This window comes from Ilumatobacteraceae bacterium (assembly GCA_033344875.1).
Classification (GTDB): Bacteria; Actinomycetota; Acidimicrobiia; order Acidimicrobiales; family Ilumatobacteraceae; genus Ilumatobacter.
On sequence record JAWPMO010000001.1, the window covers coordinates 1,142,131 to 1,156,746 of the forward strand.

A 14,616-nucleotide genomic window follows, 5' to 3' on the forward strand; every position below is an offset into this window, starting at 1 on the left:
CGCCGCGTCAGCTCGCTGCCCGGCGAGGGCGGGACGAGGCCGACTTCTTGCGGGGCAGCACCGTGGGGTTCGTCTTGTTGCGGACGGTGTCGTCGTCGATGACGACGGTGGCCACATCGGTGCGACCGGGCAGGTCGTACATCGTGTTGAGCAGCACCTCTTCGAGGATCGCTCGGAGGCCACGGGCCCCGGTCTCACGCAGGATCGCCAGGTCGGCGATCGCGGTGAGGCCGTCCTCGGTGAACTCGAGTTCGACGTCTTCGAACGCGAACACCTTCTGGTACTGCTTGACCAGCGAGTTCTTGGGTTCGGTCAGGATCTTGACCAGCGCCTCACGGTCGAGCGAACGCACGACGCCGACCATCGGCAGGCGTCCGATGAACTCGGGGATCATGCCGAACTTGACGAGGTCTTCCGGCAGCACCTGGGCGAAGATCTCACCCGGGTCGCGATCGAGCTTGCTCGTGACCTTGCCGTGGAACCCAACGCCTTGCTGTCCGACACGACGTTCGATGATCTGTTCGAGGCCGGCGAACGCACCGCCGAGGATGAACAGCACGTTCGTGGTGTCGATCGTGATGAACTCCTGGTGCGGGTGCTTGCGGCCACCCTGCGGAGGCACCGATGCCTGCGTGCCCTCGAGGATCTTGAGCAGCGCCTGCTGGACGCCCTCGCCCGACACGTCACGGGTGATCGACGGGTTCTCGCTCTTGCGGGCGACCTTGTCGATCTCGTCGATGTAGACGATGCCCGTCTCGGCTCGCTTCGTGTCGAAGTCGGCCGCCTGGATCAGCTTGAGCAGGATGTTCTCGACGTCTTCGCCGACGTAGCCGGCCTCGGTCAGCGCAGTGGCGTCGGCGACCGCGAACGGCACGTTGAGCATGCGGGCGAGCGTCTCGGCGAGGTGGGTCTTGCCGCAACCGGTCGGGCCCAGCATCAAGATGTTGGACTTCTGGAGTTCGACGTCGTCGCGGCGGCCGATGCCGGCGTTCTGCTGGTACTGGATCCGCTTGTAGTGGTTGTAGACCGCGACGGCGAGGATCTTCTTCGCGTCGTCCTGACCGACCACGTAGTCGTCGAGGAACGCACGGATCTCGCGGGGGTTCGGCACCTCCTCGAAGGTCAACTCACCGGTCTCGGTCAGCTCTTCTTCGATGATCTCGTTGCAGAGATCGATGCACTCGTCACAGATGTAGACGCCGGGACCGGCGATCAGCTTCTTGACCTGCTTCTGCGACTTGCCGCAGAACGAACACTTCAGCAGTTCGCCGGTGTCACCGAATTTGGCCATCTGTGTCGCCCCCTCTCCGAGTGAGTCATGTCGTGAGTCATGTCGTCGATCGTGTCGTCGGCCACCGGCTCAGAGCTCGGGCACCCAGCGGAGACGTTAGTGAATGTGGTGACCGGATCAGCGGATCGCCGACGTCTGGTCGACGCCGGTCCTCGATGAGATCACCGTGTCGATGATGCCATATTCGAGCGCGTCGTTCGCTTCGAGCACGAAATCGCGGTCGGTGTCCTCGTGGATCTTCTCGAGGGTCTGTCCGGTGTGCTCGGCCAGGATGATCTCGAGGAGGTCACGCATGCGCAGGATTTCGTTGGCCGCCAACTCGAGGTCGGTGACCTGCCCGTAGCCCACCTGACCGTGCGGCTGGTGCAGCAGGATGCGGCTGTGCGGGAGGGCGAGGCGCTTGCCCTTCGTGCCCGCGGCGAGCAGCACGGCGGCAGCCGACGCGGCCTGGCCGAGGCAGATCGTCGCGATGTCGTTGCGGATGAACTGCATCGTGTCGTAGATCGCGAACAGGGCCGTGATGTCGCCGCCCGGGCTGTTGATGTAGATGTTGATGTCCTTGTCGGGATTCTCCGACTCGAGGTGGATCAACTGCGCACACAGCAGCGACGCGATCTGATCGTCGATCGGCGTCTGCAGGAAGATGATGTTGTCCTTCAACATCCGGCTGTAGAGGTCGTACGCGCGCTCGCCCCGGCTCGTCGTCTCGACGACGTTCGGGACCAGGTAGTTCGTGGCGTCCAGGTTCATCAGGAATCCTCTCCGTCGTCGGCGTCGTCGTCGGTCACGGCGGCGTCGGTTTCGGCGATGACCCGGCTCGCAGCGGCGGCCGGATCTTCGTCGTGGTCGTGGTCATGATCGTCGTCGTGGGTGTGGCCGAGGATGAGATCGCGATCGATCGGGTCACCGGCGGCGTCGACCATCTCGACGTGGTGGAGCAACCAGTCCATCGCCTTGGACTTGCGGATCTGCGCCATGAGTTCGGGGACCGCATCGTTGCTCTCGTACGCCTTGCGGATCTCCTTGGCCTTCTGGCCGTACTGCATGGCCATGCGGGAGTACTCCATCTCGAGCTCGTGGTCGTCGACCTCGATCGCCTCGGCGGTGGCGACGGCTCGCAACGCCAGGTCGGCCTTGACCGCCTGCTCCGCCTGCGGACGGGTGGACTCGATGAACTGCTGCGGGTCCTGGCCGGTGGCCGACATCCAGGCCTGGAAGTCGATCCCCTGCTGCTGCAGCTGGCGGACCATCTGCTCGGCCTGGTTCTGCATCTCGGACCGCACCATCGACTCGGGGGCCTCGTCTTCGACCAGCTCGACGAGCGCCTCGTTGAGCTTGAAGCCGACCGTCTGGCGGACGCCCTGCAGCTTGCGCTCGGAGATGCGTTCGCGAATCGACGCCTCCCACTCCTCGACGGTCTCGAACTCGCCGGTGTTCTCGGCGACCCAGTCGTCGGTGGCCTCGGGCAGCTCGAGCGCCTGGATGGCCTTGACCGTGACGGTCATGTCGGCCGGCTCTTCGGTGCCCTTGGGGGTGGTGGTGAAGGTCAGGACGTCGCCCACCGCGGCGCCGGTGATCTGCTCGTCGAAGTCGTCGGCGACCCAGCCCTGACCGAGTTCGTACGACCAGTCTTCGGTGTTGAGACCCATGACCTCTTCGCCGTCGCGGGTGGCGGCCAGGTCGAGCGTCAGGAAGTCGCCGGACTCGGCGGGACGGTCGACGTCGGCCAGGGCGCCGCCCTGCTTGAGCTCTTCGTCGCGAGCCTCGGCGATCTCGTCGTCGGTCGGGACCGGCGACTCGAGTTCGATCCGGAGTCCGTCGTACCCGGGCACGGTGATGTCGGGACGGATCTCGCACTCGGCCTCGAACTCGACCAGGCCGTCTTCTTGGCCGCCGGTGATCTCGACCTCCGGCGTGGCCACCAGATCGACGTCGTGCTCGCGCACGGCCTTGCCCAGATACTGGGGAATCGCGTCGCGGAGCGCCTGCTCGCGGGCGGGTCCGAGACCGATTCGGGCTTCGAGAACTCGCCGCGGCGCCTTGCCGTTGCGGAACCCGGGAAGCTTGACCTCACGGGCGATCGACCGGAACGCCTGCTCGATGTCCTTCTCGAACTCGGCCTCGTCGACCTCGATGTACAGCTTGACTTTGTTCCCCTCGAGGGGTTCGACCGAAGATTTCACAGGGCCAGAACTCTATCGGCGCCCGATGGAGATGCCCGGGAGTCCCCCACGATCCTCGTCCGGATCGGGAGGTTCCGCCGAGAACGTGCGCGCGAGGCTCCCGATCGGGCACAATGGCCCGGTGCAGTACTGGAAGCCCCACGCGCTCGCGACGCCCCATGAGGGCCAGATCGACCTGAAGATCGGCGACAAGGTGCGCACGATCGCCGAACTCCACGAGGTGCCCGTCGGCACCGAGGGGCGGATCCTCCTCGCGAACGGCTTCAACTGGCAGCGGTATCGCGTGCTGTTCGACAACGGCGCCGAGTTGGGCGACCTCGATCACCGCACGATCGAACCGATCGGTCGCGCCGCCAAGCGCGTCGCCAAGCGGGCCAAGGTCGCGGCGCGAGGCGGCTGACCGCTACCGCATGAGCGCGATCATCTGATCGCTGCTCATCAGATTGGCACCCATCGCCCGCGTGTCGGTGAGGATCTCGCGGTCGTTCGTGACGACCACGACGTGGCGCGTCGCGGGCAGTCGACGCACCTCGTCACGGATCACGTCGTCGGCGGTGACGCCCTCGGGCGAGAACACCACCCTGACCACGCGCCGCCCGTCGGCCGAGGCACCGACCACGTCGGCGCCGTCGAACACGACGGTGATGTCACCGCCGTAGCGACGCACGAGGTTCTCGACCGCGTCGAGCAGCACGACCCGCTGGCCGGCGAGATCGAGGCCGGGCCAGGCCTGCTTGGCGACGTTGTACCCGTCGACGAGCACGCTGGCACCCGACCGCATGAGGAACTCGGCGGCGGCACCGGAGCTGCCGAGCACGCCGCCGGGCAGCGGCATCGCCTTGCGTTTGGCCGGAGCTGGTTGGCCTGATCGGGGAGGCATCGCCACCGCTGCGAGTTGGTCGGCCAAGGCCGAGGCCGCCGCTGCCAGCCGTGCGAGTTCGGAGCGCTCGGTGGCGATGGCTGCACGGTCGGCGAGCACGTCGTCGCGCACGTGCTCGGCGGCACCCTGCTTGGCGAGCGCCTCGGCGCTGGCCTGCTCGGCCGCCTCGAGCTTCTGCAGCGCCGCAGCCTCGCGATCGCGGGCGTGACGGACGTCGTTGCGGGTGTCGATCAGCTCGGCTCGGAGCTCGGCGACCTCGTCGACGAGCTTCTGCACATCGGATCGCAACCCGTCGATGACCTCGTTGCGCTGGTCGACCTGGTCGGAGAGCGTCACGATCTCGGCACGGGAGCGCGCCGCCGCCTGTTCGGCGGCGTCACGCCGCTTCTCGGCCTTCTTGAGCCGTTGGGCGGCATCGGCCTCGGCAGCGGCCTCATCGGCCTCGTTCACGAGCCTGGCGATGTCGCGCTCCCAACCCTCGGGCCGTTCGAGCCACAGCTTGCCGATCGGGTCGACGAGTTCGGGGAGCGCCCCCGCCGCGATCCGACGCCGGAAGGTCTCGTCGCCGTCGACCATCCGCCGAATCGACCCGAGCGCACTGGTCGGGATCCTGTTGCCCTTGAAGTACTTCTTCAGCCCCGACGGATACGCCATCGGCGGCTTGAACTTCTGCCCCTCGGCCGCCATCAACACCGCGAACTCGAGGGCCTGGCGCAGGTGCCGGGGCTCGATGTCGGGGGCCGTCATCCACCCATCGTAGCGCGCCCCGTATCCGGGTCGACCGAACACGTGTTCTTGACGCGAACGTATGTTCGTGATTGGATCGGCGCCCATGTCCCCTCCGATCACCGGTCAGCGCAGCTTCGACGAGCTGGGGACGCCGTTGCACGACACCACGTTCTGCGTGCTCGATCTCGAGACGACCGGCGGCAACCGGACCGACGACATGATCACCGAGATCGGCGTGGTGAAGGTCCGCGGGGGCGAATGCGTCGGCACCTTCCACACGCTGGTCAATCCGGGCAGGGCGATCCCGCCGCAGATCACCGTCCTCACCGGGTTGACCGATGCGGTGGTGTACCGAGCGCCGCGCATCGAGACCGTGCTCGGCTCGCTGATGGACTTCCTCGGCGACGCGGTGTTCGTCGCACACAATGCGTCGTTCGATCTCGGGTTCGTCCGGGCAGCGCTCGCCCGCGACGGCCGGGCGGAGTACCACCCGACCGTGGTCGACACGGCGACGCTCGCCCGGCGCCTGCTCCGAGACGAGGTCCCCAACTGCAAGCTCAGCACGCTCGCATCGCGGTTCCGTCTCGACCACACGCCCAACCACCGAGCCCTCGACGACTCGCTGGCCACCACCGACCTGCTCCACCTCTTGATCGAGCGAGCGGCCGGCCTGGGCGTGCTCGGACTCGACGACCTCGTGTCGCTCGGCAAGCTCGCGGGGCATCCGCAGGCGAGGAAGCTCACGATGACCACGGCGCTCCCCCGCACGCCGGGCGTCTACCTGTTCTGCGGCAACCGCGACGAGGTGCTGTACGTGGGCAAGGCCACCAATCTGCGCCAACGCGTCCGGAGCTACTTCGGACGCGACGACCGCCGACGGATCGGCCCGATGCTGCGCGAGATGCAGCAGGTCCGCCATCTCGAGCTGTCCGACCCGCTCTCGGCCGAGATCGTCGAGACACGCCTGATCGCCCGCATGCTCCCGCGCTACAACCGGGTCGGCACCAGGGTCGAGAAGTACTGCTACGTGCGCCTCGACGTCGACAGCCCGTGGCCTCGGCTCGCCGTCGTCAAAGAGCCGTCGGCGTCCGGCGTGCACCTCGGCCCGCTGCCGTCACGCTCCATGGCGAACCTGGTGGTCGAGGCGATCCAGACCGTGGTGCCGATCCGCCGCTGTTCGGCCCGCTTGGGCGTCAATCACGTCCCGGCGCCCGATGCGACACCCTGCAGCTCGGCGCAACTCGGCGTCAGTCAGTGCCCGTGTGCCGGCATGGCCGACCGACCGACGTATCAGGCGGCCGTGGCGACCGTGCTCCGGGTGTTCGACGGCGACCCCGAGCCGGTGCGACGGCGGCTGACCGGCCGGATGGCCGACCTGGCAGCGGCGCAGCGGTTCGAAGAGGCAGCGCTCGTGCGCGACCGCCTCGCTGCACTCCTCGCAGCGGTCCACCGTGGACGGTTGCTCGCTGCCCTGCTCGACAGCGGGCGCTGCACGGTCCGGCGTGGCGATGTCAGTTGGGTGATCGACGGCGGCCGGCTCGTCGACGTCACGATCGCGGGCGAGATCGGCCGTGCCCTCCCGGTCGACCCGCCCGAACCACCGACGCCCGGCCGCCCCCTCCGGCGCCAGCACGTCGACGAGGCCCTCTGCCTGGCCAAGTATCTCGACAAGCATGCGGCGCGACTCGAGATCACGGGCTGCACCGGTACCTGGCGGTTTCCCGTCGACTCCACCACGGAGATCCCGCGGCTCGATGCTCAGACGTCGACGGTCGACCCGATCGGTTCGACTCCCGTGACCGTCGCACCGTCGTGATCGATGCGCAACGACTTGGTGTGACCCGATCCGGGCAGCGCCGCAGCAACCTCGTCGGCGCGTGCCGACTCGCACAGCATCGCGACCGTCGGCCCGCTGCCCGACAGCCAGGCGGCCCACACGCCGGCGTCGAGCGCCGCGTCGAGCGCCGCGGCCGACTCGGGCACGGCGGTCAAACGCTTGCCCTGGTGAAGACGGTCCTCGGTCGCATGGCGCAGTGCGGCGACGTCGCCGGTGGCGCAGGCGGCGACGAACATCGCGACCCGGCCGAGGTTGAACACGGCGTCGGCGCGCGAAACGCTGTCGGCCAACGAGGTCCGTGACCGGTCGGTCGACGTGGTGGTGGCTTCCGGTACCCAGACGACGACGGCGGGGTCGACGGCCAGCGGGATCCGCGCGACCGCCCCGCCCGACGTCGCGACGATGCCGCCGTACAGCGAGGCAGCGGCGTTGTCGGCGTGGCCTTCGAGGTCACCGGCGACCTCGAGCACGGCAGCGCGGCGGTCGTCGTCGTGCAGTGCGTCCGGGCCGTGCCGCTGCACCTGGGCAGCCGCAGCACCACCGACTCGCACGGCACCGCTGAAGCCCAGACCGCGGCTCATCGGGATCGGTGACCTGACCCAGAGGTTGCCGACGCCGCCGGACCGGACGAAGGCGACCGAGGCCGGGTGTCGCGGCTCGGCCGGGCGAGCGCCGTCGGGCGCCGGACCGATCCCGACCTCGGCGTGGAGCGTCACCGCCATGCCGAGCACATCGAAGCCCGCGCCCAGGTTGGCCGACGACGCCGGCACCCGCACCGCCCAGTCGGCGTCGGTCACGGCGCCGTCACAGCGTCGCCACCGACGCTCTGGCGAAGGCGTCGAGGGTCGATGCCGCGGCACCCGAGTCGATCGACCGTGCCGCCAGGTCGAGACCGTCTGCCAGTGTCTCGGCTCGTCCTCCGACGACCAATCCGGCCGCGGCGTTCAGCACCACGATGTCGCGGTGCGGGCCTGCGTCACCGGCGAGCACGCTGCGGACCGCTTCGGCGTTGACCGCCCGGTCGCCACCGACCAGATCACCGGACCGTGCCGGCGCCAGGCCGAGCGCCTCGGGGTCGACCGTGAAGTGGTCGATCTGGCCGTCGCGCAGCTCGATGACCTCGCTCGTACCGGTCGTGGTCAGTTCGTCGAGGCCGCCGCCGTGGACGACCCAGGCGTGGATCGAGCCGTGTGTGCGGAGCGTCTCGACCATGCGTTCGGCGAAGTTCGCGTTCGCGACGCCGATCACCTGCCGACGGACGCGCCCCGGGTTGGCCATCGGCCCGAGCAGGTTGAACACGGTCGGGATACCGATCTCGCGCCGCGCCGGCGCCGCGAAGCGGAACGCCGGGTGGAAGGCCGGTGCGAAGCAGAACCCGATGCCGGCGGTGTCGATGCAGTGCCGCACCTGCTCGGGCGACAGCTCGATCGCAACACCCAGTTCTTCGAGCACGTCGGCGGTCCCGCACTTCGACGACGACCCGCGGGCGCCGTGCTTGCACACCGGCACGCCGGCACCGGCGGTGACGATCGCCGCCATCGTCGACACGTTGATCGAGTGCGAGTGATCGCCACCCGTGCCGACGATGTCGACCGCGTGATCGCGTTGGTCGTCCGTGAGGGGGACCAGGGTGGCGTGTGCGAGGACGGCGTCGAGCAGTCCGGCGAGTTCGGCCGAGCTCTCCCCCTTGGCACGGAGCGCCACGACGAACGCGATCAACTGGGCGGCGGTCGCCTCGCCGGAGAGGATCGTCGTCATCGCCGACTCGGCCTGCGATGCGGTGAGGTGGTTGCGGTCGAGCAGCGCGCTCAGCAGCGCGGGCCAGCCCCCGTGGTCATCGATCGTCGACATGTGGGGCGAGGCTAATCGTCATGCCCCGCCGGTTCCCCATGCGTTCGGTCAAGCGCTGCGACGACGTTGGCGCAGGATCCTCCGTCGCTCACGTTCGGTGGCGCCGCCCCAGACGCCGACCTTCTCGCGCTTGGTGAGTGCGAACTCCAAGCATGCGGTGCGAACCCCGCACTGCTGGCACACCTGTGTCGCGATCTCGGCTTCTTCGTCGTTGTCGGGATAGAAGACGCTGGCATCGAGACCGCGACAGGCCCCCAGCATTCTCCATTCCAGTTCATGTGCTGACACTTCGCCCCCCATTGGACATCGTCACTCGTTGCGGACCTTAGAACGGGTCCGGTCCGAATTCCAGGGGAAATCTGCGGAGGTGCGGACCGGGCGCTGATGCGCCGTCGCGTCAGGGCCGCAGGTCCGAGAGCAGCTCGGCGTGCAACGTGTCGCCGAGTTCGACCGACTCGAGGTACTCGGGGTGATCGATCTCGAGCCGCACCGAGCCGGAGGCGAACGAGTCGACCTGTTCGGGCGTCAGATCCCAGTGCAGATAGTGCACGGCGGCGGTGACGTAGTCGCGGGTGAGGCCCTGCTCGTGTTGCTGGTCGATGGCTCCCCGCACTCGATCGCCGTTCGGGAGCACCAGCACGGCCGAGCGTTCGATGTCGACCAGCTTCGGCAGCCACTCGCGCATCTGCTCGTCGGACGTGAGTTCGATGAACATCGTGGCGCAGACCTGACCGGGATCGGGGATCATCGGGTTGTAGATGTCGAGTTCGCCCTGGATCTCGGCATCGGTCGTGAGCTTCTCGACCCGGGCCATCTCCTGGATCTGGAACCGCATGGTGTCGCGGTTCTCGAACAGGAGCGTCACGACCGTGCCGAGATGCAGCCGCCGGCGGCGCTTGAGCTCGATCACGCGGGGGCGGAACTCGTCGCGCTCGCGCTCGTAGGCGCGGACGTCGGCGATGTCGGCGAGCGAGAGTTTGCGGGACATGGGGTTCCTTCCAGGCCACCCGAGGGTGGATCGTTCGGGACGGGTCAGGCGTCTTCGGCGATGCCGTACGCGCGTGCGATCAGCTGGATCGGGTGGCTGGGAGCGGCACCCGTCTGTTCGGCAATCGCCGTGTTGGCGAGATTGCAGTCGCCGGTGACGACGTCGCCGGCGGCCTTGTCGATCTGTTCGGCGAGCTTCTTCGCGATCGGGATCGAGATGTCTTCGTTCTCGGCCCGGAGCCCCCACATGCCGTCGATGCCGGAGCACTGCTGGACCAGCTTGATCTTGGCACCGGTGAGCTTCATCAGATCGCGGCTCTTGAAGCCGATGTTCTGGGCCCGCAGGTGACAGGCGGCGTGGTACGTGATCTTCTCGGGCACCGGACCGGTGAAGTCGGTGTCGAGCTCGGTGTCGTCGGCCTTGTGGAGCTTCACGAGGTACTCGGCCGCGTCGAACGTGTGCTCGGCGACCAGTTCGGCGTCGGCGCCGCCCACGTAGTCGACGTAGTCCTTCTTGAGCACGTAGCCGCACGTCGGTTGCGGCACGACGATGTCGCCGTTGCCGGCACGGATCTCGTCGGCGAGCACCTTGACGTTCTTCTCGGCGACCTTGGTGAAGTGCTCGATGTCACCGGAGTGCAGCCACGGTGCACCGCAGCATCCGGCGGCCGTGTTGGAACACTCGACGCCGTTGCGCTCGTACACGTTGACGAGGTCCTTGCCGATCTGGACCTCCTGGTACTCGACGAGGCACGTCGGGAAGACGGTGACCTTGCCCTGACGCTTGGCGGCGATGTTGCGCGTTCGCTTCTTGAACCAGGTCGAGAACCGCTGCTTGGCGTACGGCGGGAGCAGGCGGACCGACGACACGCCGGTGACCTTGGCGACCGCCTTGCGGACCGTGGAGCCCTCGGGGGCGTTGATGACCTTGTTCGCGACCGGTGACGCAGCCGTGGCGACCGTGCCGAGCAGGTCGGTGCGGCTCATCAGCTGCGTGGTGGCCCGCTGCCGGACCGGCTTCTGCCCGTTGGCGTACCGCATCGCCTCGGTGCGCAGCATCAGGCGGGGGAAGTCGAGCGCCCATTCGTGCAGCTCCGGGATGTACGGGCAGTTGACGTAGCAGAGCTTGCACTGGAAGCACTCGTCGACGACTTGGTCCTGCTGGGCGGGCGTCAGCCGACCGGCGTCCTGGTCGTCGTGCTGGTCGATCATGTCGAACAGCGTCGGGAACGACGTACAGAACTTGAAGCACAACCGACACCCGTGACAGAGGTCGTAGACGCGGGTCAGTTCTTCGCGCACCGACGCCTCGTCGAGGTAGGTCGGGTCTTTGGGGTCGTAGGTCGTCGTCATCGAGGTCTCGGTCGTGTCCGGATGTCGGGTGGTGGTCGGGTGCTGGTCGGGTGGTGGTCGGACTCGCACCCGGGCCGCTTCTGCGACCCGGGTGCTCGTCCGGACGGGTCAGTCGAGCTCGTCGAGGCCCTGCTGGAAGCGGCCGGCGTGGCTCTTCTCGGCGCGGGCGAGCGTCTCGAACCACTCGGAGATCTCGTCGAAGCCTTCGTCGCGAGCGGTCTTGGCGAAGCCCGGGTACATCTGCGTGTACTCGTAGGTCTCGCCGGCGATCGACGCCTTGAAGTTCTCCTCGGTGTCACCGATCGGCTCGCCCGACGCGGGGTCACCGACCTCTGCGAGGTACTCGAGGTGGCCGTGTGCGTGGCCGGTCTCACCCTCGGCGACCGAGCGGAACAGCGCGGCGGCGTCGGGGTAGCCCTCGATGTCGGCCTTCTGGGCGAACCAGAGGTATCGGCGGTTGGCCTGGCTCTCGCCGGCGAACGCCTCGGCCAGGTTCTCGTGGGTCTTGGTGCCACTCAGGTTGGGCATGTTTCCTCCAATGGGGGATGGTTGCTGTGGATCCGACGCCTTGCCTAGTGGTTCGGGCTCGGCGCGCGAAAATCGGGGCCGTCGACGGACGTGGTCGGCCGTCTCGGGCCCCGACTCTCAATGGTACGGACGATTCGACGAGAGCGGGTCAGCCGACGTCGAAACGATCCAGGTTCATGACCTTGGTCCAGGCCTTCACGAAGTCGCGGACGAACCGCTCGTCGGAGTCGGAGCTGCTGTAGACCTCGGCGATCGCTCGGAGCTGCGAGTTCGAGCCGAACACGAGATCGTTGCGGGTACCGGTCCACTTGAGTTCGCCGGTCGCACGATCCTTGCCCTCGAACATGTCCTCGGCCTCCGACGTGGAGGACCACGCAACGTTCAGATCGAGCAGGTTCTTGAAGAAGTCGTTCGTGAGCGTCTCGGGGCGATCGGTGAACACGCCGTGCTTCGACCCGCCGGTGTTCGCACCGAGCACACGGAGCCCGGCGACGAGCACCGACATCTCGGGAGCGCTCAGCGTGAGCAGTTGCGCCCGGTCGACCAGCAGCGCCTCGGCCGGCAGGCTGTGGCCCTTGCCGAGGAAGTTGCGGAACCCGTCGGCGGTGGGCTCGAGCGGGGCGAACGACTCGACGTCGGTCTGCTCGGCCGTCGCGTCACCGCGACCCGGCGTGAACGGCACCGTGATGTCGTGACCGGCGTTCTTGGCGGCGGCCTCGACCGCAGCCACCCCGCCGAGCACGATCAGGTCGGCCATCGAGACCGAGCCGCTGAACGCACCTTGGATCTCCTCGAGCTTGCCGAGCACCCGACGGAGCTGAGCCGGATCGTTGACCTCCCAGTCGTTCTGCGGAGCGAGGCGGATGCGGGCGCCGTTGGCACCACCCCGCTTGTCGCTGTCGCGGTACGTGGAGGCCGAGGCCCAGGCCGTGGCGACCAGTTCGGAGATCAGGAGACCGGAGTCCATGATCTGCGACTTCAGCGTCGCGATGTCGTCGTCGCTCACGCTGGACGTCGACGCCGGGACCGGGTCCTGCCAGATCAGTTCCTCGGTCGGGGCCTCCGGGCCGAGGTAGCGGCTCGACGGGCCGAGGTCGCGGTGGAGCAGCTTGAACCATGCCCGTGCGAACACGTCGGCGAACTGGTCGGGGTTCTCGTAGAACCGCTGCGAGATCTCCGCGTAGCTCGGGTCCATCTTGAGCGCCATGTCGGCGGTGCTCATCATCGGGGCGAACTTCAGCTCGCCCGACTCGGCGTCGGGCACCGTGTTGGCGAGGGCGCCGCCCTTCGGCGTCCACTGTTGGGCGCCGGCGGGGCTGTGGGTGAGCTCCCACTCGTTGTTCAGCAGCGTGTCGAAGTACGAGTTGTCCCACGTGGTCGGCGTCGCGGTCCAGGCGCCCTCGACACCACTCGTCGTGGTGTCTGAGCCCTTGCCGCTGCCGTGGCCGTTCTTCCACCCGAGACCCATCTGCTCCATGGGAGCGGCCTCGGGCTCTGGCCCGACGAGGTCGGGGTCGCCGGCGCCGTGCGCCTTGCCGAACGTGTGGCCGCCGGCGACGAGGGCGACGGTCTCTTCGTCGTTCATGGCCATCCGGGCGAACGTCTCACGGATGTCGCGTGCCGAACCGAGCGGGTCGGGGTTGCCGTTGGGGCCCTCCGGGTTGACGTAGATGAGGCCCATCTGCACTGCGGCGAGCGGGTTGGCCAGGTCGCGATCGCCGGAGTAGCGAGCGTCGCCGAGCCACGTGGTCTCGGGACCCCAGTAGATGTCGTCTTCGGGGGCCCACACGTCTTCGCGGCCGCCGGCGAAACCGAACGTCTCGAAGCCCATCGACTCGAGCGCCACGTTGCCGGTCAGCAGCATCAGGTCGGCCCACGAGATCTGATTGCCGTACTTCTGCTTGATCGGGAGCAGGAGGGCGCGCGCCTTGTCGAGGTTGCCGTTGTCGGGCCAGCTGTTGAGCGGAGCGAATCGCTGGGTGCCGGTCGAGCCGCCACCACGGCCGTCCTCGATGCGGTACGTCCCCGCGCTGTGCCATGCCATGCGGATGAAGAGCGGGCCGTAGTGGCCGTAGTCGGCGGGCCACCACTCCTGCGAGTCGGTCATCAGGTCGCGGAGGTCCTGCTTGAGCGCCTCGTAGTCGAGACCCGTGAACGCCTCGGCGTAGTCGAAGTCGTCGCCCAGCGGGTTCGACGCCGGCGCATGCTGGTGCAGCATGCGGAGGTCGAGCTGGTTCGGCCACCAGTGCTGGTTGGAGGTCATGCCCTTGCCGAGGTGACCGGCGTTGGGTCCGTGCATGACCGGACAGCCCTTCTGGCTGTCGTTGATGTCCCAGACGTCCGAGTGATCGGGGGTCTCGGGCGGCGGGGTGTCGATCTGCTGGTCGGACATGGTGTGCTCCTCCTGGATGGTGTTGGTTGGCGGTGGTGGTACTCGGTGGGGAGTGGTGTGGTCGATCAGGTGGCGGGAACGTGGTCGGTGGCGGCGTGTCGGCACGAGGGGCAACGGCCCCAGTAGACGACTTCGGCTTCGTCGATCTCGAAGCCGTGGTCGTCGTCGGCCGTGAGACACGGCACGTCGCCGACGGCGCAGTCGATGTCGAACATCACGCTGCAGCCGCGACAGATGAGGTGGTGATGGTTGTCGCCGACGCGGTCTTCGTACCGGGCGGCCGATCCGGCCGGTTGGATGCGCCGGATCAGTTGCTTGTCGGCCAGCACGGCGAGCGTGTCGTAGACCGCCTGCCGTGAGATCGACCCGATGACCGATCGGACGTCGTCGGCCAGTTCGTCGGCGGTCGCATGCGGGTGGTCGGTGACCGAGCGCATGATCGCCAACCGCTGGGCGGTGACCTGGACGCCGTGTCGGCGCAGCAGATGTTGGATGTCGGCGGTCATCGCTGTCCAGCATGGCAGCGATTCTGGACAAAGTCAAGAATCAGACGCGATAGTCAATCGTGCTCGCCGAGCCGGGCAC

The 14,616-nt window shown here is 67.9% G+C and carries 14 protein-coding genes; 2 read left to right on the plus strand and 12 right to left on the minus strand.

Annotated elements, in window-relative coordinates; all coding sequences use genetic code 11:
- Positions 1 to 7: 7 nt before the first annotated feature.
- The 3 genes from clpX to tig form a co-directional block, all read right to left on the minus strand.
- A complete protein-coding gene (gene clpX / locus R8G01_05435; GenBank protein MDW3213419.1) occupies positions 8 to 1,291 on the minus strand; it encodes an ATP-dependent Clp protease ATP-binding subunit ClpX in 1,284 nt (427 codons plus the stop codon).
- 117 nt (positions 1,292 to 1,408) lie between these two features.
- Complete coding sequence (locus R8G01_05440) at positions 1,409 to 2,041, minus strand: ATP-dependent Clp protease proteolytic subunit (GenBank protein ID MDW3213420.1); 633 nt, start codon at positions 2,039 to 2,041, stop codon at positions 1,409 to 1,411.
- Entirely contained in the window at positions 2,041 to 3,474 is a 1,434-nt protein-coding gene (gene tig / locus R8G01_05445; GenBank protein ID MDW3213421.1) for a trigger factor, read from the minus strand. Before tig ends, R8G01_05440 begins: the two co-directional genes overlap by 1 nt.
- A 121-nt stretch (positions 3,475 to 3,595) precedes the next feature.
- On the opposite strand from tig, the gene R8G01_05450 reads away from it, so the two are divergent.
- Positions 3,596 to 3,874, plus strand: coding sequence for a hypothetical protein (locus R8G01_05450; GenBank protein MDW3213422.1), 279 nt, complete (start codon positions 3,596 to 3,598; stop codon positions 3,872 to 3,874).
- A gap of 3 nt (positions 3,875 to 3,877) precedes the next feature.
- On the opposite strand, the gene R8G01_05455 is transcribed toward R8G01_05450, so the two are convergent.
- Complete coding sequence (locus R8G01_05455; protein ID MDW3213423.1) at positions 3,878 to 5,101, minus strand: NYN domain-containing protein; 1,224 nt, start codon at positions 5,099 to 5,101, stop codon at positions 3,878 to 3,880.
- 85 nt (positions 5,102 to 5,186) lie between these two features.
- Here R8G01_05455 and R8G01_05460 point away from each other — a divergent pair, with 85 nt between their 5' ends.
- Complete coding sequence (locus R8G01_05460) at positions 5,187 to 6,899, plus strand: DEDD exonuclease domain-containing protein (GenBank protein MDW3213424.1); 1,713 nt, start codon at positions 5,187 to 5,189, stop codon at positions 6,897 to 6,899.
- Here the strand turns inward: R8G01_05460 and R8G01_05465 are convergent.
- The 8 genes from R8G01_05465 to R8G01_05500 all read right to left on the minus strand — a co-directional run bounded on the left by R8G01_05465 (position 6,842) and on the right by R8G01_05500 (position 14,537).
- Complete coding sequence (locus R8G01_05465; protein ID MDW3213425.1) at positions 6,842 to 7,717, minus strand: hypothetical protein; 876 nt, start codon at positions 7,715 to 7,717, stop codon at positions 6,842 to 6,844. The two genes, R8G01_05460 and R8G01_05465, sit on opposite strands and share 58 nt — an antisense overlap.
- Before the next feature lie 7 nt (positions 7,718 to 7,724).
- Positions 7,725 to 8,771, minus strand: coding sequence for an anthranilate phosphoribosyltransferase (gene trpD / locus R8G01_05470; protein MDW3213426.1), 1,047 nt, complete (start codon positions 8,769 to 8,771; stop codon positions 7,725 to 7,727).
- 48 nt (positions 8,772 to 8,819) lie between these two features.
- The gene (locus R8G01_05475; GenBank protein ID MDW3213427.1) at positions 8,820 to 9,032 is read right to left on the minus strand and encodes a WhiB family transcriptional regulator; all 213 of its coding nucleotides are present in this window, start codon (positions 9,030 to 9,032) and stop codon (positions 8,820 to 8,822) included.
- Between the two features lie 136 nt (positions 9,033 to 9,168).
- Entirely contained in the window at positions 9,169 to 9,759 is a 591-nt protein-coding gene (locus tag R8G01_05480; GenBank protein ID MDW3213428.1) for a DUF3501 family protein, read from the minus strand.
- Between the two features lie 44 nt (positions 9,760 to 9,803).
- A complete protein-coding gene (locus tag R8G01_05485) occupies positions 9,804 to 11,111 on the minus strand; it encodes a heterodisulfide reductase-related iron-sulfur binding cluster (protein MDW3213429.1) in 1,308 nt (435 codons plus the stop codon).
- Positions 11,112 to 11,219: 108 nt separating this feature from the next.
- Positions 11,220 to 11,639, minus strand: a complete 420-nt coding sequence (locus R8G01_05490) for a rubrerythrin family protein (protein MDW3213430.1) — start codon at positions 11,637 to 11,639, stop codon at positions 11,220 to 11,222.
- Between the two features lie 148 nt (positions 11,640 to 11,787).
- Positions 11,788 to 14,031 carry a catalase/peroxidase HPI gene (gene katG, locus R8G01_05495; GenBank protein MDW3213431.1) on the minus strand — a complete coding sequence of 748 codons (2,244 nt, stop codon included), beginning with the start codon at positions 14,029 to 14,031 and terminating at the stop codon, positions 11,788 to 11,790.
- 65 nt (positions 14,032 to 14,096) lie between these two features.
- Positions 14,097 to 14,537 (minus strand): Fur family transcriptional regulator, encoded by a 441-nt coding sequence (locus R8G01_05500; GenBank protein ID MDW3213432.1) that lies wholly within the window; start codon positions 14,535 to 14,537, stop codon positions 14,097 to 14,099.
- Positions 14,538 to 14,616: the final 79 nt, after the last annotated feature.